General features: G+C 73.9%; 18 protein-coding genes. 11 read left to right on the forward strand and 7 right to left on the reverse strand.

What is annotated here, in order from left to right:
* Positions 1-81: 81 nt before the first annotated feature.
* Both BLW76_RS30020 and BLW76_RS30025 read right to left on the reverse strand, forming a co-directional pair.
* Positions 82-798, reverse strand: coding sequence for a gamma-glutamyl-gamma-aminobutyrate hydrolase family protein (locus BLW76_RS30020; RefSeq protein ID WP_091313648.1), 717 nt, complete (start codon positions 796-798; stop codon positions 82-84).
* Positions 791-2,269, reverse strand: coding sequence for an aldehyde dehydrogenase family protein (locus BLW76_RS30025; protein WP_244170375.1), 1,479 nt, complete (start codon positions 2,267-2,269; stop codon positions 791-793). The genes BLW76_RS30020 and BLW76_RS30025 overlap by 8 nt, the downstream gene beginning before the upstream one ends.
* Before the next feature lie 88 nt (positions 2,270-2,357).
* Here BLW76_RS30025 and BLW76_RS30030 point away from each other — a divergent pair, with 88 nt between their 5' ends.
* From BLW76_RS30030 to BLW76_RS30050, 5 genes are read left to right on the forward strand one after another with little or no spacing between them, the layout of a single operon-like run.
* Entirely contained in the window at positions 2,358-3,821 is a 1,464-nt protein-coding gene (locus tag BLW76_RS30030; protein ID WP_091313653.1) for an aldehyde dehydrogenase, read from the forward strand.
* Entirely contained in the window at positions 3,821-4,738 is a 918-nt protein-coding gene (locus BLW76_RS30035; RefSeq protein ID WP_091313655.1) for a DODA-type extradiol aromatic ring-opening family dioxygenase, read from the forward strand. Before BLW76_RS30030 ends, BLW76_RS30035 begins: the two co-directional genes overlap by 1 nt.
* Entirely contained in the window at positions 4,735-5,583 is an 849-nt protein-coding gene (locus tag BLW76_RS30040; protein WP_091313657.1) for a fumarylacetoacetate hydrolase family protein, read from the forward strand. The genes BLW76_RS30035 and BLW76_RS30040 overlap by 4 nt, the downstream gene beginning before the upstream one ends.
* A 15-nt stretch (positions 5,584-5,598) precedes the next feature.
* Positions 5,599-5,814: a ferredoxin gene (locus BLW76_RS30045; RefSeq protein WP_091313660.1), complete on the forward strand. Its 216-nt coding sequence runs from the start codon at positions 5,599-5,601 to the stop codon at positions 5,812-5,814.
* A 1-nt stretch (position 5,815) separates the two neighbouring features.
* On the forward strand, positions 5,816-6,985 hold the full coding sequence (locus BLW76_RS30050; protein ID WP_091313662.1) for an NAD(P)/FAD-dependent oxidoreductase: 1,170 nt from the start codon (positions 5,816-5,818) through the stop codon (positions 6,983-6,985).
* Positions 6,986-7,043: 58 nt separating this feature from the next.
* Here BLW76_RS30050 and BLW76_RS30055 read toward each other — a convergent pair whose 3' ends face one another.
* The 3 genes from BLW76_RS30055 to BLW76_RS30065 all read right to left on the reverse strand — a co-directional run bounded on the left by BLW76_RS30055 (position 7,044) and on the right by BLW76_RS30065 (position 9,163).
* The gene (locus BLW76_RS30055; RefSeq protein ID WP_091313664.1) at positions 7,044-7,289 is read right to left on the reverse strand and encodes an ATP synthase subunit c family protein; all 246 of its coding nucleotides are present in this window, start codon (positions 7,287-7,289) and stop codon (positions 7,044-7,046) included.
* Between the two features lie 285 nt (positions 7,290-7,574).
* A complete protein-coding gene (locus tag BLW76_RS30060) occupies positions 7,575-8,369 on the reverse strand; it encodes an SDR family NAD(P)-dependent oxidoreductase (protein ID WP_091313668.1) in 795 nt (264 codons plus the stop codon).
* Positions 8,369-9,163, reverse strand: a complete 795-nt coding sequence (locus tag BLW76_RS30065) for an alpha/beta hydrolase (RefSeq protein WP_244170376.1) — start codon at positions 9,161-9,163, stop codon at positions 8,369-8,371. Before BLW76_RS30065 ends, BLW76_RS30060 begins: the two co-directional genes overlap by 1 nt.
* A 107-nt stretch (positions 9,164-9,270) precedes the next feature.
* On the opposite strand from BLW76_RS30065, the gene BLW76_RS30070 reads away from it, so the two are divergent.
* A complete protein-coding gene (locus tag BLW76_RS30070) occupies positions 9,271-10,230 on the forward strand; it encodes a LysR family transcriptional regulator (protein WP_091313672.1) in 960 nt (319 codons plus the stop codon).
* 4 nt (positions 10,231-10,234) lie between these two features.
* Here BLW76_RS30070 and BLW76_RS30075 read toward each other — a convergent pair whose 3' ends face one another.
* Positions 10,235-10,768, reverse strand: a complete 534-nt coding sequence (locus BLW76_RS30075) for an ArsR/SmtB family transcription factor (RefSeq protein ID WP_091313674.1) — start codon at positions 10,766-10,768, stop codon at positions 10,235-10,237.
* Between the two features lie 60 nt (positions 10,769-10,828).
* Between BLW76_RS30075 and BLW76_RS30080 the strand changes: the two genes are divergently transcribed.
* Positions 10,829-12,070, forward strand: a complete 1,242-nt coding sequence (locus BLW76_RS30080) for an MFS transporter (RefSeq protein WP_091313676.1) — start codon at positions 10,829-10,831, stop codon at positions 12,068-12,070.
* Here BLW76_RS30080 and BLW76_RS30085 read toward each other — a convergent pair.
* Entirely contained in the window at positions 12,054-14,768 is a 2,715-nt protein-coding gene (locus tag BLW76_RS30085; protein ID WP_091313679.1) for a BTAD domain-containing putative transcriptional regulator, read from the reverse strand. The genes BLW76_RS30080 and BLW76_RS30085 overlap by 17 nt on opposite strands.
* A gap of 320 nt (positions 14,769-15,088) precedes the next feature.
* Between BLW76_RS30085 and BLW76_RS30090 the strand changes: the two genes are divergently transcribed.
* From BLW76_RS30090 to BLW76_RS30105, 4 genes are read left to right on the forward strand one after another with little or no spacing between them, the layout of a single operon-like run.
* Entirely contained in the window at positions 15,089-15,778 is a 690-nt protein-coding gene (locus BLW76_RS30090) for a response regulator transcription factor (RefSeq protein ID WP_091313682.1), read from the forward strand.
* Positions 15,775-17,241 (forward strand): HAMP domain-containing sensor histidine kinase, encoded by a 1,467-nt coding sequence (locus tag BLW76_RS30095; protein ID WP_091313689.1) that lies wholly within the window; start codon positions 15,775-15,777, stop codon positions 17,239-17,241. Before BLW76_RS30090 ends, BLW76_RS30095 begins: the two co-directional genes overlap by 4 nt.
* 55 nt (positions 17,242-17,296) lie before the next feature.
* The gene (locus BLW76_RS30100; protein WP_167384778.1) at positions 17,297-17,986 is read left to right on the forward strand and encodes a DUF998 domain-containing protein; all 690 of its coding nucleotides are present in this window, start codon (positions 17,297-17,299) and stop codon (positions 17,984-17,986) included.
* Positions 17,980-19,959, forward strand: a complete 1,980-nt coding sequence (locus BLW76_RS30105; protein ID WP_091313695.1) for a glycosyltransferase — start codon at positions 17,980-17,982, stop codon at positions 19,957-19,959. The genes BLW76_RS30100 and BLW76_RS30105 overlap by 7 nt, the downstream gene beginning before the upstream one ends.
* Positions 19,960-19,992: the final 33 nt, after the last annotated feature.

Here is a 19,992-nt window from a genome sequence, read left to right on the forward strand (position 1 = left end):
CCCAATGTGGCGTTGGTTGCGTCCAACGCACCGAACGCCACATTGGGTGCGCTCAACGCACCGAACGCCACATTGGGTGCATCAGACGCACCGAACGCCACATTGGGGCGTTTGAGACCGGGCCGCGGCCACGAACGCGGCGAACAGGGCCGCCTGAGCGGGGTCGGTCGCGGCCGTGTCCTCCGGGTGCCACTGCAGCCCGAGGAACCAGCCGCGGGCGGACGGCAGCTCGACCGCCTCGGGCACGCCGTCCGCGGCCTCGGCGACCACCTCGAGCCCGGCGCCGAGCCGGCCGAGGCCCTGGTGGTGGAAGCACGACACCTCCAGCGCGTCGCCGGTGAGCGAGGCCAGGAGCGTTCCCGGCGCGGTCTTGGCGAGATGCACCCGGTGCCGGTGCCCGGGCAGGTCCTGCACGACGTCGCCGCCGAGGGCCACGTTCACGACCTGCGCGCCGCGGCAGACCGCCAGCAGCGGCCGGCCCGCTTTCAGTGCCCAGGACGCCACCGCGAGATCGAAGGCGTCCTGGTCCACGTCGACGTCGTACTCGGCCGGGTGCGATCCCTGGCCCGCCCAGCTCGGGTGCAGGTCGCCGCCGCCGGGCAGCAGTACACCGTCCGCAATGGACAGTCGCGACGGGACCTCGCCGGGGTCGGCCGGGTGCATCAGCAGCGGTTCGCCACCGGCCGCGTAAACCGCTTCAAGCAGGGCCCGTGCCCCGACTTCGGCCCGGTAGCGCAGGGCGGACGCGCTCGCCGAGAACCGCGCCGGGACGACGATCAGCGGCCGCCGGTCAGCCATGGTGGATCCAGGTGGTCTTGAGGTCGCGGTACTCGTCGAGGGCGTGCCGGGACTTGTCGCGGCCGAAGCCGGACAGCTTCACCCCGCCGAACGGGACCGACAGGTCGCCTTCCTCGTAGCAGTTCACCCACACCGTCCCGGCCCGCAGCCGCCGCGAGATCCGGTGCGCGGCGCCGAGGTCCGCCGTCCACAGCGCGGCGGCGAGGCCGTACGGCGTGTCCCCCGCGACGCGGATCGCCTCCTCCTCGTCGCCGACCACCTGCACGGCCAGCACCGGACCGAAGATCTCCTCGCGCAGCACGGGGTTGCCGGGTGCGCAGCCGGTCAGGACGGTCGGTTCGAGGTAGCTCCCGCCGGTCCCGGCCAGCACCTGCCCGCCGCCGGTGACGAGCCGGGCGCCCTGGCCGACGCCGCGGCGGACGGCGTCACGCACGCGGTCGAGGTGGGCCGCGTCGACCAGCGGCCCCATCTTCGTGTCCGGCAGCAGCGGGTCGGCGGGGAACCAGCCCGAACTGGTGGCGACGACCCGGTCCAGCACCCGGTCGGCGACGTCGCGGTGCACGACCAGCCGCGATCCGGCGGTGCACATCTGGCCGGAGTTGAAGAAGATCGCCCAGGCCGCGGTGTCGGCGGCGGCGTCGAGGTCGGGCGCGTCGGGCAGGACGATGTTCGGCGACTTCCCGCCGAGCTCGAGGTAGACGCGCTTGAGGTTGCTGTCGGCGGCGTACCGCAGGAAGTGCCGCCCGACCTCGGTGGACCCGGTGAAGGTGAGGACGTCCACGCCCGCGTGCTCGCCGAGCCGCCGTCCGACGACGGCGCCGTCCCCGGACAGGACGTTGAGCACGCCCGGGGGCAGGCCCGCCTCGGCCCCGAGCGCGGCGACGCGCTGCATCGACAGCGGGCTGCGTTCCGACGTCTTGAGCACGACCGTGCAGCCCGCGGCGAGGGCGGGCGCGAACTTCCAGCCGGCCAGGGTGAGCGGGAAGTTCCACGGCACGACGGCGGCGACCACCCCGGCGGGCTCGCGGGTGACCAGGGCCAGCTCGCCCTCGGCCGTCGGGGCGACCTCGCCGTGGTCCTTGTCGGCGAGCTCACCGTAGAACCGGAGGGTCCGGACGAGCGCGCGCAGCTCGATGTCGTGCGCCTGCCGGATCGGCTTGCCCATTTCGAGGCTGACCAGCAGGGCGAGTTCGGCCCGGTGCGCGTCGACCAGCACGGCGAAGCGCTGCAGGATCTCGCCGCGTTCGCGCGGGTGCAGCCGCGGCCACGGTCCGTGGTCGAACGCCTGCCGCGCGGCCGCGACGGCCCGGTCGGTGTCGTGCTCGCCGGCCCAGGCCAGCTCGGTCAGCAGCGCGCCGTCCCGCGCGGACCGCACCGGGCGGGTTCGCGCGGCCTCGCGGGGCTCCCCGGCCACGAACACCCCCTCCGGTGCTTTCACCGTGGCGGCGCGCGCCAGCCAGTCCGTTGCCACGACCGGATCCTCCACCTGCACCACTCCCTTGACCCAGACCAGGACGGCGGATACGTTTGGATCCGAACGATACATCCTGGAGGGCGTCATGAACACCGCGCTCGTCGCCGGAACCGCCGTCGACACCCGCCACTGGATCGGCGGCCGCCGGGTCGCTTCCGCGGACACGTTCGAGGACCTGTCCCCGATCGACGGCCGCCCGATCGCCCGGATCGCCCGGGGCGGACCCGAGGAAGCCGACGCCGCGGTCGCCGCCGCGAAGGCCGCCTTCCCCGCCTGGGCCGCCACACCCCCGGCCGACCGCGCCCGGCTGCTGCGCGCCATCGCCGACGGTGTCGAGAAACGCCTCGAAGAACTCGCGATCGTCGAGACGACCGACAACGGCGCCCTGATCCGCTCGCACCGCCGGGGCGTCATGCCGCGGGTGGCCCACAACTTCCGGTTCTTCGCCGACTACCTCGAGCACGAGCTCGGCCACCCGGACTTCGAGACCCGCGGCCACCGCAACCACGTCACCTGGGACCCGGCGGGCGTCTGCGCGCTCATCTCGCCGTGGAACGCCCCGCTCATGCTGGCCACCTGGAAGGTCGCCCCGGCACTGGCCGCGGGGAACACCGTGGTGCTCAAGCCGTCCGAGTGGTCGCCGCTGTCCGCGTCGCTGCTCGCCGACATCGCCGCCGACGCCGGGCTGCCCGACGGCGTCCTCAACGTCGTCCAGGGCATCGGTGAAGAAGCGGGCGCCGCGCTGGTCGCCCACCCGGACGTCCGGCGCATTTCCTTCACCGGCTCGGTGCCCACGGCCAAGGTGATCGCCCGCGCGGCGGCGGCCAACCTCACGCCGCTTTCCCTGGAGCTGGGCGGGAAGTCGCCGTTCGTCGTGTTCGCCGACGCCGACCTGGACCTCGCCGTCGCCAACGCCGTCGAGCAGTACGACAACGCCGGGCAGGTCTGCCTGTCCGGGACCCGGCTCTACGTCGAGGAGTCCATCCGCGACGAGTTCGTCCGGCGGTTCCTGGAGCGTGCCGGGCAGCTGAAGCAGGGCGACCCGCGGGACGAAGCCACCGACATCGGCCCCTCCATCCACCCCGACCACGTGTCCCGGGTGGACGGTTTCGTCCAGCGCGCCAAGCAGGCCGGGGCGAAGGTGCTGCTGGGCGGCGGACCGAACACCGACCTCGGCGGGCTCTACTACCGGCCCACGCTCTTCACCGACGTCGACCCGCACAGCGAAATCGCCACCGAAGAGGTCTTCGGGCCGGTCCTCGTGCTGCACACCTTCCGCGACGAGGACGAGGTCGTGGCCGCCGCCAACGACTCGGCGTTCGGGCTGGCCGCGATGCTCTTCACCGGCGACCCCGAACGCGCCGGGCGCGTCGCCGCCCGGCTCGTCGCCGGGACCGTGTGGACGAACTGCTTCTTCGTCCGCGACCTGCGTGCCCCCTTCGGCGGCGCGCGGCAGTCCGGGATCGGCCGGGAGGGCGGTACCTGGTCGTTCGACTTCTACTGCGAGGTCAAGAACACCGTGTTCGCACCGGCTGGCTGGAGGTCCTGATGGGTGAAATCGTCGGCGCCGGGCTGCTCGCGCACGTCCCCACCATCGCCCTGCCCGAAGCCGAACGGCGGGCCCTCAACCACGGCGAGGACACCACCCTCGTCGCCGGGCTGCGGCAGCTGCGCACCGAGGTCTTCGAGACCCTCGACTACGACACCGTCGTCGTGCTCGACTCGCACTGGGCGACGACCGTCGAGTTCGTGGTGACCGCGCAGGACCGGCGCTCGGGCCTGTTCACGTCGGAGGAGCTGCCGCGGGGCATGTGCCGTCGTCCGTACGACTTCCCCGGCGACCCGGAGCTGGCCCACGCCGTCGCCGCCCGGGCCGACGCGCACGGGACGTGGATCACCGCGATCGACGACCACCACCTGCCGATCTTCTACGCCACGACCAACCTCTGGGAGTACCTGGGCCAGGGCTTGCCGGACAAGCGCTGGGTGTCGATCGGCGTGTGCCAGACCGCCGACACCGAGGACAGCCTGCGGCTCGGCCGGGCCCTCGGCGACGCGATCTCGCGACTCGACCGCAAGGCGCTGCTGATCGCCTCCGGGGCGATGAGCCACACGTTCTGGCCGCTGCGGCAGCTGCGCGCGCACGAGGCCGCCGGGGTCGAGCACATCTTCAGCCCGGAGGCCGCGGCCGCCGACGCCGAACGGCTCGCCTGGTTCGCCGGCGGCGACCACGAGCGCGTGCTCGCGACGATGCCGGAGTTCCTGCGGTTCAAGCCGGAGGCCCGGTTCGGGCACTACCTGATGATGATCGGCGCGCTCGGCGAAGGCGACTGCACCGCGAAGTCCCGCCAGTACGGCGAATACGAGAACTCCGTCGGCACCGGCCAGGTGCACCTGTGGTTCGACCGGCCCGCCGACGGCTTCCCCCGCCCCCGCCGAACCCACCGCACCGAGGTGTCACTGTGACCGAACACCGCCGCATCCTGCTCGACGGCGCCGTCGTCGACGTCGTCCGCGACGGCGACCGCCTGCGCGCCGCCGACGGCCGGGAAGTCCTGGCCGACGACGCGGTTCACCTGCCGCCGGTCGTGCCGTCGAAGATCATCGCCGTGCACCTCAACCACCGCAGCCGGGTGACCGAGTTCGGCACGAAACTCCCGGCGGCGCCGACGTACTTCCACAAGCCGACGTCGTCGCTCAACGCGCACCACGGCGCGGTGGTCCGGCCCGAAGGCTGCAAGTGGCTCAACTACGAGGGCGAGATCGCCATCGTGATCGGCCGCGTCACCCGCAACGTCTCGCCGAAGGAAGCCGCGGACCACATCGCGGGCTACACCATCGCGAACGACTTCGGGCTGCACGACTTCCGCGACACCGACGCCGGCTCGATGCTGCGCGTCAAGGGGTCCGACACGCTGTGCCCGCTCGGCCCCGGCCTGGTCGAGGACTGGGACTTCCGCGGCAAGGCGATCCGCACCCTCGTCAACGGCGAAGTCCGGCAGGAGGGCAGCACCGACGAGATGGAGTGGGACATGCACTACCTCGTCGCGGACATCGCCCGCACCATCACCCTCTTCCCCGGCGACGTCCTGCTGTCCGGCACCCCGGCGGGCTCGCGCCCGGTGCGGCCCGGCGACGTGGTTTCCGTGGAGGTCGACGGGCTCGGGACCCTGACCAACGACATCGTCGCCGGCCCGGTGCCGATCCGCACGGACGTCGGCGCGCAGCCGACGGAGAGCGAAGAAGTGCTCTCGACCGCGCTGGGCGGCGACTGGGAGTTCCGCGGCGTCCGGCCGCCGCGCCGATCCTGATTCGTGGGAGTGGACATGCACATCGTCGTCGATCTGAACAAGTGCCAGGACCACGGGCAGTGCGTCTTCTCGGCGCCGTCGGTGTTCTCTTTGGACGGACAAGGGAAACTGTCCTTCCGCGCGACGGCTTCGGGAACCTACGTGTCGCCGCCGCTGGGCGAGGACCACCGCGACGACGTCGAAGAAGCCGCCGACGTCTGCCCGCTGCAGGCGATCACGGTCGAGGACTGACGTGGCCGCGGACCGGGTGGTCGTCGTCGGCGCGTCGATGGCCGGGTTGCGCGCGGCCGAGGCCGTGCGGAAAGCCGGGTACGCGGGCGAAGTCGTCGTCATCGGCGACGAGCCGCACATGCCGTACAACCGGCCGCCCCTGTCGAAGACCGCGCTCGGCGCCGAGCCCGAGGACCTGGCGTTCCGGGTCCCCCGGCACGCCCGCGACGTCACCTGGCGGCTCGGCGAGCCGGTGACGGCGGCGGACCTCGCCGCACGCACGGTGACCTTGGCCGGCGGCGAGGTGCTGGGCTGGTCGGGCCTGGTGATCGCGACCGGCCTGCGTCCGCGGCGGCTCCCGTTGCCCGGGCCGGACCGCTGCGTCATCCGGACCCTCGAGGACGCGGCGCGGGTGCGTGCCGCGCTCCGCCCCGGCGCCCGGCTGGTCGTGGTCGGGGCCGGGTTCATCGGGTGCGAGGTCGCCGCGGCCGCCCGGGCGCTCGGGGCTTCGGTCGACGTCGTCGCGCCGGAGCGCGTTCCGGTCGAGCGCCCGCTGGGCCGTCTGCTGGGGGCGGCGCTGCGGCGACGGCACGAGGCCCACGGCGTCCGGTTCCACCTCGGCACCGTGCCGGTGGCGTACCGGGCGACGTCGGTGCTGCTGGCCGACGGCACCGAACTGCCGGCGGACCTGGTGGTCGAGGCAGTCGGCTGCGTGCCGGCCACGGACTGGCTGGCGGGCACCGGCCTCGACCTCACCGACGGGGTGTTGTGCGACCACGCTTTGCGCGCGGGCGGCCGCCCGGACGTGGTGGCGTGCGGCGACCTCGCCCGCTTCCCCAACCCGCTGTTCGACGCGGTCCCCCGCCGCGTCGAGCACTGGACGATGGCGACCGACACGGGCAAGCGCGCGGGAACCACGCTCGGCCGTCACCTCACCGGCGCCGGCGCGGACGAGACGCCGTTCACGCCGGTGCCGTCGTTCTGGAGCGACCAGTACGACTTCCGCCTCCAGTCCTACGGCGCGGTCGGCCTGGGCGGCGAGATCCGCGTCCTGGAAGGCGACGTGGACGACGAGGCGGCCGTCGGCTACCACCGGGACGGGCGGCTGACGGGGGTTGTGCTTCTGGGCCTCGGCGGCCGGTATCCGCACTACCGTTCGCTGGTCGTTTCCGGTGGCCTCGCCGTGCGGTAGGGCTTTCTCCGGACCGCCGCGCCCGCGCTCGGCCGTTCACCGAGCGCGGGCAACCGGTTCAGCGGTTGGAGGCGATGAAATACACGACGACCCCGATCAACGCGAGCACTTCGCTCAGCACGAAGGTCGAGTACCCCAACGTCTGAAGTTTTCCGCGCATTTCCGGTTGGCGTGCGGTACCATTGATGACGGCCGCGAAGATGAGACCGACACCGATTCCCGGGCCGATCGCTCCCAGGCCGTAGCCGATGGCGGCGAGGCCGGGGTTGAGGTTGACCGTCTGGGCCAGAACTGTTTCACTCATGGAGATTCCCCTTCACATCGGTCCACGCGCACGCTCGCGTGGAACAGCGGGCTCGTGCGTCATACCGGATATGGATCAGGGCGGGGCGAACGCGGCGGAAACCGGAGACTGTCGTCGAATCAGGCAGATCTCGCCGGCCGGGCGGGATATCTCGGTAATCGAGTGGTCCGATCGCTGCCAGGATATCACGGAAAACAGGGTGCCGCCGCGGGAAAAGAAGGCCGTGCGTGTTCGCCCTCGGCGTGACGGATCACGCCGAGGGCGAACTTCCGGCCCCGAAACCGATCAGTGGATCTCCGTGGCGTAACCGCCGTCGATGGCCAGGGTCGCGCCGGTGATGTTGCCCGCCACCCGGTCGCTCGCCAGGAACGCCACCAGGTTCGCCACCTCCGCGGGCCGGGTGAAGCGGCCGGTGACCGCGTGCCCGGCCGCCTCCTCGGCGACCGACTCCGGATTCGCGCCCGTCGTGGCGGCCACCGTTTCGGCCACGCCGCCGGCGCCGAGCCACAGGTCCGTCGCGACCGGGCCCGGGTTGATCGCGTTGGCGCGGATGCCGCGGGGCCCGAACTCCTTCGACAGCGACTTCGTGAAGTTGACCAGTGCCGCCTTCGCCGCGCTGTAGTCGATCACGCCGGGGTCGGGCAGGACGGCGTTGACCGAGGCGACCGTGACGACGCTCCCCCGGCCCGCGGTCACCATCGTCGGCAGCACCGCGCGGGTGGCGCGGACCGCGCTCAGCAGGTTCAGCGTCACCGACCGCGTCCAGTCGTCGTCGGTGACCAGCAGGAAGCCGTTGGGCCGCGGCGTCACCGCGCCGACGTTGTTGACCAGCACGTCGATGCGGCCGAACTCGGCCACCGCCAGCTCGGCCAGCCGGCCCGGGCCGTCCGCCGTGCCGAGGTCGACCGCGAGGGCGTGCGCCTTCCCCGCCCGGACGAGCGCGTCCAGGCCCGGGCCCGGGACGCGCGCGCCGGCCACGACGTGGGCGCCTTCGGCGACGAGGGTTTCGGCGACGGCCAGGCCGATGCCGCGGCTGGCGCCGGTGACGACGGCGACCGCGCCGTCCAGTCCGAGGTCCATCAGATCCCCTGCTCGCGCAGCCAGGCGAGCACGGCGTCGGCGACCTCGCGCCAGCCGCCGTCGATGGTGAGCGAGTGGCCGCGGCCCTCGAACTGCTTCAGCTCGGTGACCGCCGTGGAATCCCGGTACTGCTTGAAGGTCGAGCGGGTGACGACGTCCGGGACGGTGTGGTCGGCCGTCCCGGAGATCAGCAGCAGCGGCCCGCGGTCCGCGCGGCGCGTGTCGACGGCGGCCTCGGAGTGCATGACGAAGTTGGCGGCCGCCGCCTGGAACAGCGGCCGGGCCGGCGACGGGATCGTCCAGCGCCGGTACAGCTCCGCCGATTCTTCGTCGGTCAGGGTGTTGCCGAAGCCGAACCGGAACTCCTTCTCGGTCAACGACACCGCCCGGTGGCGGTTCGCGGGGTTCCCGAGCGCCGGCAGTCCGGCGCGCAGCTGCGCCAGCGGCAGCGGCAGGACGCCCTTGATCTGCGCGGGATCGATGGCGACACCGGCCAGGCCGATCCCCTGGCCCAGCAGCTTCTCGGTGATCAGGCCGCCGAAGGAGTGGCCGATGATCACCGGCGGCCGCTCGAGGCCCGCGATGATCGACGCGTAGTGCCCGGTGGCGTCGTCGATGCCGATACCGGCGACGACGTCGGGATTCGCCCGTGCCAGCTCGACGGTCTCGGGCTCGTGCGGCCAGCCCGGCGCGACGGGCGCGTACCCGGCCGCCCGGAAGTGGTCCGTCCACGGGGTCCACGAGGCGGCGTGCAGCCACAGGCCGTGGATGAACACGACGGGGGTGCCGGTCATCGGATCCTCCAGTTAGTCCGGTCGTCTCCGAAAAGCCAACCCGACCGGCGGTGCCGTCGTCCAAGACCTGTTGCGCCCGGATCGATAGCCGTGGTGGCATCGTCGGCGTGGACCTCGACCTCAGGCTGGTGCGGTACTTCGTCACCGTCGCCGACGAACTGCACTTCGGCCGCGCGGCGGCCAAGCTCTTCATCAGCCAGCCGGCGCTGTCGAAGCAGATCCGCAAGCTGGAAACCGACGTCGGCGGCGCCCTGCTGGTCCGCGACAGCCGCCACGTGGCCCTGACCCCGCGCGGCGACCGGTTCCTGCAGCTGGCCCGGCAGCTGCTGGCGACCGCGGACCTGATGCTGCGCGAACCCACCCCGCACCACGTGCGGATCGCCCACATCTTCGAGCTGGACACCGGCCGGGTGGTCGCGGACGCGTTCCACGCCGCCCACCCCGGCATCCGGCTCGTCCAGAGCCAGATGGACAGCGCCCGCCAGCTGACGGCGCTGCTGGAGGACCACCTGGACGTCGCGATCATCCGCGTCACGAGCGCGCTGAAGGCGGCGAACCCGGCGGGCTGGCAGCACGAGCTGCTGCGGCTGGAGCCGTTCCACCTGGTCGGCCGCCCCGGCGATCCCCGCCGCCCGTCGGTGTCGGTGCACGAACGCCCGATCGAGGTCTTCGCGGACGCGCCGGGCACGGCGCTGTACAACGTGCACGGCCGTTACCTGAGTTCGCTGGAACAGCACACGGGGCTGGCGTTGCGGTGGCTGGGCAACCCCGGCACGTTCGACACGTGCCACGCCGCGCTCGTCCGGGCTGCGGACACCGCTCACCTGCTCGAGTTCGACAGCTACGCCCGGCGGTACGCCGACCTCGGGATCCCGGTGCACCGGCCGCGGGAGCTGCAGCCGGTGTACCCGTGGTCGCTGGCCTGGCGCGAGGGCGAGCAGCCGGAGAGCGTCCTGGCGTTCCTGGCGGTGGCGCGGGAGGTCGCCGCGCGGCAGCACTGGCTGCACCCCGACCGGGCGGACGGGGTGCCGCTGTGGGCGCCGCCGGAGGACCTCGCCGTCGCGTGAGGGGTCACTCCGCCAAGCGGTGCAACACCACCATCCCGCCGTACGCCGGTTCGGCCGGGCGCTCCGCGTCCGTCGACACGTACCGGTCGACCAGCTCCAGGATGCCGCGCTCCAGCTCCGCCGCGTCCTCGGCCGACAGGTGCACGGCGAACCGCAGGAAGACGCGGACCGAGCCGGGGCCTGCCGCGCGCAGCTCGTCCTGGACCGCTTCGATGGGTGCCAGCGCCGCGTCGGCTTCGGAGTTCGGCGGGTCGTCCAGCCACCACGACCGGGCCTTCGCGCGGTAGGGCTTCTCCAGCGCGCCGCTTTCGCCGGTGCGGACCGGCGCCGGCTCGAGGAGGCCCGCGTCGAGCAGCTGGCGGACGTGGTACAGCACCGTCCCCGGGTCGCGGCCCAGCCGGTCGGCGAGCTGCTTGTTCGTGAGCTCGCCCTGCCAGCAGAGCCGCAGGATCCGCAGCCGCAGTGGATGCGCCAGCGCCTTGGCCTCGCTGACCGTGGCCTCGCGTCGCGCCACGGGCGACGAAGCGTGATCATCCATGGCCGAAGGCTAGTACACGCACTGATGGACTTTTCTCCATCGATGTGAAACTCTCCATCAATGGGGTCATCGCTCGGTGGTGGGTACTGGCGGCTGTGGACGTCGGCCGCCCTGTCGAACCTCGCCGACGGGATTCTCAAGTTCGCGCTGCCGCTCCTGGCGATCGGCTACACGCGAGCACCGGCGCTGGTCGCCGGGCTGACGCTGGCGTTCACCCTGCCGTGGCTGCTCTTCGCCCTGCCGGCCGGCGCGATCGCCGACCGCGCGGACCGGCGCTCGGTGATGCTGCTCGCGAACGTCGCCCGCGCCACCCTGCTCACCGGGCTGCTCGTGGCCGTCCTGCTCGACGCCGGCTCCATCTGGCTGCTGTACGTCGCCGCGCTCGGCACCGGCATCGCCGAAACCTGCTACGACACGGCGTCGCAGGCGATCGTGCCGCAGCTGGTCGGGCGCGACCAGCTGCCGAGGGCGAACGGCCGGCTGTACGCGGCCGAAACGACAGCCCTCGAACTCGCCGGTCCCCCGGCGGCCGGCCTGCTCGTCGCCGCGGGGGCGGCGCTGCCGTTGGGCACGCCGATCGCCCTCTGGGCGGCCGCGGTCGGCGTCCTCCTGCTCGTCCGCGGCCCGTTCAAGGTGCGGGCCACCGGACGGCGTCCCGTGCTGCGCGCCGAGATCGCCGAGGGCCTGCGGTTCGTGTGGCGCACCGGCATCCTGCGCACGTTCACCGTGATGACCGGCGTCTTCAACTTCGCCAGCAGCGCGATCCTGGCCGTGCTCGTGCTCTACGCCGTGGGCCCGGACTCGGCGATGGGGCTTTCCGGAGCGGCCTACGGCTGGCTGCTCAGCCTGATCGCCGCCGGCTGCCTCGCCGGGTCCTTCTTCGCCGAGCCGGCCGAGCGCGCGCTGGGCGCGGCCCGCGCGATCGGCATCGCGTTCTTCCTCGGCGCGGCGTCGCTGGGAGTACCGGCGCTGACGGCCGACCCGGTGATCATCGGCGCCGCCTTCTTCGTCGGCGGTGTCGGCCTCATCGTCTCCAACGTCACGACGGTCTCCCTGCGCCAGCGGATCACCCCGGACCGGTTGCTGGGGCGCACCAACAGCTCGCACCGCCTCGTGGCGTACGGAACGAGACCACTCGGAGCTCTCGTGGGCGGCGTCCTCACCGAGAGTTTCGGCCTGCGGCCGGTGTTCGCCGCAATGAGCCTGCTCGCCATGGCCACCGTCTTCGGCGCGACGAAGGTGACGGCGGCCGCCGTGGCCGATGCCGAACGCGCCGCCGTGCCCGCTATTCCTCGGCCGTGACGGTGGCCAGGCGTTCCTGCACCCGGGCGTGGCGGAACTGATAAACGCCCCCGGCCTGCCGCAGGACGCCGCGGCGGTGGGCGTCGTCGAGGAAGTGCATCAGGCGCCACGGCAGGCGGCCCGTGGCCGCGAGCCACAGGTGGTGGACGAAGTAGTTGCCCCAGGCCCGCGTCACCAGGACCGCCAGGCCGATGCCCGCGCCGAAACACACGCCCGCCACGATCGGCGGCACCGCGCTCGTCGCCGCCGGGAACACCTGGCCGCCGGCGAGCGCGCCCGCGATGCCGTAGCACGCCGCCGCGACGCCGCGGGCCATGAAGAACCCGAACGCCGCGCCCGCGATGCCGCCCGCGACGGCCAGCGCCAGGTCGTAGTGGCCGCCCAGCACCGGGAGGAACCGCGTCTGCGCGGTGAACGCGAACGCCATCCCGTCGAACAGCCCCAGCGACACCATGAAGGACACCGCCAGCGCGATCGCGCCGGTCCGCTCGTTGCGCAGGATCGTCCGGGGGCTCGACACCCGGCTGGCGTCGACCGGCTTCGCCAGCCACACGTGCACCGCGAACACCAGCCCGAACACCAGCGCCAGGAAGCCGACCAGGCCCGCCGTCAGCGACCAGCCCAGGCCGAGCAGGACACCCACCGCCGCGCCGATCGCGAAGCGGCCGGCGAACTTCCGGGCCGCGCCGGCGAACCGCAGCTCGGTGCGCAGCGGCTCCGGCGGCCGCCCGAAGCGGTGGGTCAGGTAGCCGGCGCCCCCGAACGACAGGCCGTAGACCGCCGCCAGCGCCGGTCCGTCGTCGACCCAGCCGGTGACGACGAAGAACACCGCGATCAGCACGCCGATCAAGGCCGCGCGGGTTCCGGCGGGCACCGCGCGGTACAGCTGCCACCAGGCGAGGTCCCGGCTGCGCGCCCGTTCGAGGTGCCGGGCCAGGAACCCGAGCCAGCGCGTCGCCTGTTCCGCGGTGTACCGCCCGGTCGGGCTGGTCTTCGGGTTCCGCCCCGGCGGCTGCGGCACCTGCGCGTAGGCGTTGGGGACGAAGGAATCGAGCAACCGCCCTTCGAGGACGTCGGCGTCCGCGACGGCCAGCAGCTCCGCGGGATCGGCGTGCGGGCGCCCGTAGCCGATCCGCACGAGGTCGACCATCAACGGCGTCCGCAGCACCCGGGCCAGTGCCGCGTCCGGTTCCCGGCGCAGCCGCTCGGCGACGGGCAGCCAGCGGTCTTCGCCCTGCCGCGCCGACAAATACGTGAGCGCCTCCTCGCGGGCGACGGGTTCGAGCCGGACCACGGTGGCGGCGCTCAGCACCGCGCCGGCTTCGCGCGTCACCTGCTCGTACTCGGCGGAGCGGCAGGTCAGCACGAGCGAGCGCCCCACCGCCATCGTCTGGTCCAGTGCGTCGAGCGCCGCGGCGCGCAGGTCGGCGGGCATCTCGTCGAGGCCGTCGAGGACCGGGACGACGTGACCGCCGAGGACCAGCCGGGTCGGCGCGCCTGCCCCGTACTCGCGCGCGTTGAGCAGGGCCGGGTGGTTCTCGGCGAGCCGGCCCGCCAGCCAGCTGTCGAGGTGTTCGCGCTGCGGGTCCCACGAAGCCAGCGACAACAGCACCGGCACCGGGTCGTCCGGCGCGCGGGTGCGCAGCAGCTCCAGCGTCAGCATCAGGGCCAGCACCGACTTGCCGGAGCCGGGATCGCCGAGCACGACCAGCTGCCGCACGGGCAACGCGGCGAACGTCCCGGCGATGTCGTCGAGATCGCCGCGCAGCACGCGCTTTCCCGCCCGCGCGACCGCCGACCAGCGCAGCATGATCGGCTGCGGCCGGTGCAGCGACCGCAGCTCGGCCTCGGCACGCCACTGCCACGTGACGGCTTCGGCGAGCTCGGTCACCGCGCGGTCGAACCGGTGGGGCGGCTCGGCGTCCGCGGGTTCGGCCTCGGGTTCGGGCTCGGGTTCGGGCTCGGGCGCGGCCTCGGTGAGGATCCGGTCGTGCAGCCGCCTCAGCTCCGGGTTCGGGTCGACGCCGAGTTCGCCGGCCAGCCGGCGGCGCAGGCCGTGGAACACCGTCGACGCCTCGGCGTAGCGGCCTTCCGCCGCGAGGGCGCGCATCAGGAGCAGGTGCGACGACTCGCGCGTCGGGTGCTCGCCGCAGAACTCCGTCAGTTCCCTCACGACGTCGCCCGTTTCGCCCAGCCGCAGCCGCCATTCGGCACCGAGCTCCACGGCGTCGGCGCGCTGGTCGTCGAGCAGCGCGGCCCGGCCGGCCAGCGTCGTCGTCCGCAGCCCGTCGAGCGCGGGGCCCCGCCACAGGGCGAGCGCGGCGCGGATCTCTTCGACGGCGTCGGCGAGCTTGGCCTGCGCGGCGAGTCCCCGCGCGGCCGCGACGTGCCGGCGGAAGCGGAGGGCGTCGAGCTCGTCGGCGTCGGTCTGCAAGCGGTATCCGGGGCCGTCGGTGACGATCGCCGCGCCGGCCTCGCCGAGCCGGCTGCGCAGGGCGGAGACGCAGTTGCGGACCTGCTTCACGGCCGTCGCCGGCGGCTCGTCGTCCCACAGGGCGTCGATCATGCGCTCCACCGGGACGACCGCGCCCGCGTTGAGGAGGAGAACCGCGAGCGCGCGCTGCTGACGCGGGCTCGCCAAGCCGACCCGGACCCCGTCCGCCCGCACTTCCAGCGTCCCGAGAATCCGGAACCTCATCGCGTCCCCCCGCCTCGTCACGGCCCAGCCCCGCGCCCGACCTTTCGAAACGCGCAGGTGAAGCGGCGGATGCCGGCGCGAGGACGAAACGAGGACGGCGTCGGAAACCCTAGGGGCACGGCGAAAGAGGGGGACTGCCGGGGCGACCCGGTGGCGGGCGCGTCGTTGGGGGTCGCGCCCACCACCGGGTCCCGCCCGGCGGGCCTGGCCCCGCCGGTGGCGGGCGCGTCGTCGGGGGACGCGTCCGCCACCGGAGTTCTTAGGCGTTTCTTAGCACCTCGCCTGGCCGCCACTGTCCGCCGCCTCGGACAATCGGCAGGGTGCTGATCCTGATCGCCGACGACGAAGACGCCGTGTGCGACTCCCTGTCGCGCACGCTGCGGTTCGAGGGCTACACCGTCGAGACGGCCAAGGACGGCCAGGCGGCCCTCGACGTCATCCGGGACCGCGAGCCCGACGGCGTCATCCTCGACGTCACCATGCCGGTGCTCGACGGGCTGGAGACCTGCCGGCGGCTGCGGGCGGCCGGGAACCTCGTGCCGGTGCTGATGCTCACCGCGCGCGGCGACGTCACCGCGCGGGTCGCCGGGCTGGACGCCGGAGCCGACGACTACCTCGCCAAGCCCTTCTCCCTCCAGGAACTGCTCGCGCGGGTGCGCGCCCTGCTGCGGCGAGCGCGGTACGAAGCCGTCGCCGAATCGCCGGCCGATCTCCGCTTCGCCGACCTCGTGCTCAACCCGGCCACCCGGGAAGTCCTGCGCGCCGGCCGTCCGGTGCGGCTGACGCGGACCGAGTTCGCCATCCTCGAGCTGTTCCTGCGCCACCCGCGGCAGGTGCTCACCCGGTCGGTCCTGTTCGAACACGTCTGGGGCTTCGACTTCGGCAGCAGCTCCAACAGCCTCGACGTCTACCTCGGCTACCTGCGGAAGAAACTGGAAGCCGACGGCGGCGGGCGGCTGCTGCACACCGTCCGCGGCGTCGGCTACGTCCTGCGCGAGGACCCCCTGTGAAGCTGCTGCGCGGCCTCGGACGGCGCAAGCTCACCCTGCGCGCGCGGGTCGCGGCCTTCTCCGCGCTCGGCGTCGCGCTCGCCGTCGTCGTCGTGTCCCTCGCGGGCTGGTGGCTGATGCACGAGCGGATGTACGAGAACCTCGACCGCCAGCTGCGCGCCGACACGGCCGAGGCGGCGCGGGCGGCGACGCCCGCGGAGGCGCTGCGCACCCTGCGCGGCGCCGACCAGCTGCCGGGCACCTGGTCCGACGACGACCTGCCCGTGGAGATCCGGCGGCTGCTGCGGCTGGCCGGGTTGCCGCCGCCCGTCGTCGTCCGGTTCCTCGACAGCGGCGGGCACGTGGTGTCCACCAGCGCGGGAGACGCGTGGCTGGGGCCGGTGACCTCGCCCGCCGCCCGCGTCGCGGCGGACGGGACCGGCCAGGACGTCGACGACGTCGAGCTGGGCGACGAGACCGTCTACCGCGTCAGCACCGCACCCCGGCCCGGCGGCGCGGTGCAGGTGGCGAGCCGCGTCATCGGCATCGAAGGGACCCTCGACGACCTCCGGGTCCTGCTCACCTGGGTCGGGCTCGCCGGCGCCGCCCTCGCCGGCCTGGTCGGCTCGGGCGTCGCGCGGGCGAGCCTGCGGCCGGTCCACCAGCTCACCGGGGCCGTCGAGACGGTGGCCGAGACGCAGGACCTGGACAGCTCGATCCCGGTGTCCGGCCACGACGAGATCGCCCGGCTCGCCACCGCGGTCAACCACCTGCTGACCGCGCTCGCCGCGTCGAAGGCCGCGCAGCAGCAGCTCGTCGAGGACGCCGGGCACGAACTGCGGACGCCGCTGACCAGCCTGCGCACCAACGTCGAGCTGCTCACCTACGCCGAGCAGCAGCGCGCGTCCGGCCGGTCACTGGCCGCGGACGACCGCGCGCGGCTGCTGCGGGACCTCGGCATCCAGGCCGAGGAGCTGACGACTCTCACCACCGAGCTGGTCGAGCTGGCCGCGGAGAACACCGACCCCGAGCCGTTCGGCCCGCTCGACCTCGCCGACCTCGTGCACGGTGCGGTCATCCGCGCCCGGGCCCGCTGGCCGCAGGTGGTCTTCGCCGTCACGGCCGCGCCCGCGCCGCTGACCGGCCAGCCGGGCGGGCTGTCCCGGGTCGTGCTGAACCTGCTGGACAACGCGGCGAAGTGGAGCCCACCGGGCGGCACGGTCCGGGTTGCACTGTCCACAAGGGACGGCAACGCCGACCTGACGGTCGCCGACGAGGGACCGGGCATCGACGAACAGGACCGGCCCAAGGTCTTCGAACGCTTCTACCGCGCAACGGCGGCCCGGTCCATGCCGGGCTCGGGCCTCGGGCTGGCGATCGTGGCCCAGATCGTCGGCACGCACGCGGGCCGGGTGGTCGCGGGAGCGGCGGAGGGCGGCGGCGCGGAGCTACGGGTGCGGCTGCCGCTGGACCGCTTTTCTTAATCCCCTCGGCGGCGGTTCTTAAGGTCCTTTCATCCGCGGGCCCGAAGTTCGAATCGTGTCCACCCTCGAAACGATCCGCCCCGCCCCCGCGGTGCTCCGGCACGGCACCGCGGGCGCCTGGGCCGCCGCCGCCATCGCGTGCTTCGGCCTGTCCGTCGGTGCCGCCCTCGTCCTGCACCTCACCCAGGCCGCCCGTGTCGATCCCGTCCGGCAGGTCATCAGCGACTACGCCCTGTCCCCCGCCGCCGGGCTGTTCGCCGGCTGTGTGCTGGCGCTCGCCGCCGGGACCGGCTGCCTGCTGGCCGGTCTGGGCCGGGCCGGGCCGGCCGTGTCCCGGTCCGTCGTCGCGCTGGCCTGCTGCTGGGGTGCCGGGCTGACGCTGTGCGCCTTCTTCCCCACCGCCCCCACCGGCGCGCCGATGACCTTCTCCGCCGAGGTCCACCGCTACGCGGGCCTTGTCCTGTTCGTCAGCCTGCCTGCCGCGGCCGGGCTCCTCGCCCGCGGCGCCGCGCACCACCCGGCGCACCGCGGGCTGGCCGGCCGGCTGCGGCGGCACACGCGCTGGGCGTGGGGCGCCCTCGCGGTCTTCCTGCTGAGCCAGCTGCCGGTGCTCCTCAGCCCCTCGGGCGGCTTCGACGGCCCGCTGTTCCAGGGGCTCACCGAGCGGCTCGTGTTCGTCGTCTACCTCGTCCTGCTCGGCGAGGCCGCCCTCGCCGTCCTGCGTTCCGGGAGGAAACCATGCTGACACTGGCCATCGGCCTCGCCGCCGCGGGCGCGTGCTGCTTCGCCGGCACCGTCCACCTCCAGCACCGCGCCGTCCACCGGGCGCCGGCCGGTCCCGTGCTGCGGGCGGTCCTGCGCGTCCCCGGCTGGTACGCCGGGATCGGGCTCGCCGGGCTGGGCGCCGCGTTGCACGTCCTCGCGCTCACCATGGCCCCGCTCGCCGTGGTGCAGCCGATCGGCGTGCTCACCCTCGTCCTCACCGTCCTGCTCGCGCGGACGTCGCTGACGCGGGCCGTGCTCGCCGCGCTGGCGATGAGCGTCGCCGGGCTGGCCGCCTTCGTCGCGCTGGCCGCCACGGCCACGGACGCCGCGCTGCCGTCGCCCAGCCTCGGGACCGCCCAGTGGGCGCTGCTCGCCGCGGCCGGGCTGGCCGCGGCTGCCCGGGCCACCCGCGGCCGGGCGCGGTCCCTGCTGGCCGCGTTGGCGACGGCGGTGCTCTTCGGGTTCACCTCGGCGCTGATCCGGGCGGCCGCGCTCGACGGCGGCCCGGCCGGCTTCGTGGTGGCCGAGGCCGTGGCGGCGACCCTCGCCGGGGCGTGGCTGCTGCACCAGGCCTACGCGAGCGGACCCGCCCCGGTCGTGGCCGGCGCGACCACGATCGTCGACCCGCTCAGCGCGGTCCTCATCGGCGTCTTCGCCTACGGCGAGCTGACGCCGGGGCAGCTCGGCGGCCTCGCCGTGCCCGGGGTGGTCGCGGTCGCCGGGCTCGTGCTGCTGACCCGTGCCCTGCCGGCACCCGCCGCGCCCGCCCGCCGGAAGCGGCGCGAGGGCCCGCTGCGCATCGCGATCGCCGCGGACACCTACCCGCCCGACGTCAACGGCGCGGCCAACTTCGCCCACCGGCTCGCGACCGGGCTGGCCGCGCGCGGCCACGACGTCCACGTCCTCTGCCCGTCACCCGGTCCCGCGTCCTTCACCGAAACGGCGACCGGCGTGACGGTCCACCGGATCGGGTCGCGGCGCACGCCCTTCCACCCGACGTTCCGGATCTGCCCGCCGTGGCGGACGGCCCGGGCCGTGCCCGCGTTGCTCGCCGCGATCGATCCCGACGTCGTGCACACCCAGGCGCACTTCCTCGTCGGCCGCCACGCGGTCCGCGCCGCCACCGCGGCCGGGGTCCCGGTGGTCGCCACCAACCACTTCATGCCGGAGAACCTGCTGGGCTACGGCCCGCTGCCCCGCTGGACCCACCGCCCGCTGGCCCGGCTGGCGTGGCGCGATCTCGCCGGTGTCTTCGGCCGGGCCACGGTCTGCACGACCCCGACGCCCCGGGCGGCCCGGCTGCTCGAGCGCAACGGCCTGCACCGGCCGGTGCTGGCGATCTCCTGCGGGGTCGACCGCGCGCACTACGCCGGCCCGCCCGCCGAACCCGCCGGCGCGCCGTCGGTGTTGTTCGTGGGCAGGCTGGACGCGGAGAAGAACGTCCACGAGCTGCTCGAAGCGGCCGTCTCCCTGCCCCCGGAGGTCCGGGTCGAGCTCGTCGGCGACGGCAGCGAACGCGGCAGGCTGGAGGCGCTCGCCGCGCGGCTGGGGATCGCGGACCGGGTGACCTTCCACGGCTTCGTCCCGGACGCCGAGCTGGTGCTGGCCTACCGGCGGTGCGCGGTGTTCTGCATGCCGGGCACCGCCGAGCTGCAGAGCCTGGTGACGATGGAGGCGATGGCCGCGGGCAAGCCGGTCGTGGCCGCGGACGCGATGGCCCTGCCGCACCTGGTGCGGCCCGGGCACAACGGCTGGCTCTACCCGCCCGGCGACGTGGGCGAGCTGGCCCGGCGGCTCACCGCGGTCCTGGCCGACGAGCCGGCCCGGACCGCGATGGGCCGGGCCAGCCTCGAGCTGATCGCCGGACACGACCTGGATTCCACAGTGGACACTTTCGAAGGGGTCTACCGCGATGTCGCGGTCCGCCCGGTGCCGGTGGCACTGGGCCGGTGAACCACGGCTCCGTGGTGGGTGCGGCGGGAACCC

This window comes from Amycolatopsis tolypomycina (assembly GCF_900105945.1).
In the GTDB taxonomy this organism is placed as follows: Bacteria; Actinomycetota; Actinomycetes; order Mycobacteriales; family Pseudonocardiaceae; genus Amycolatopsis; species Amycolatopsis tolypomycina.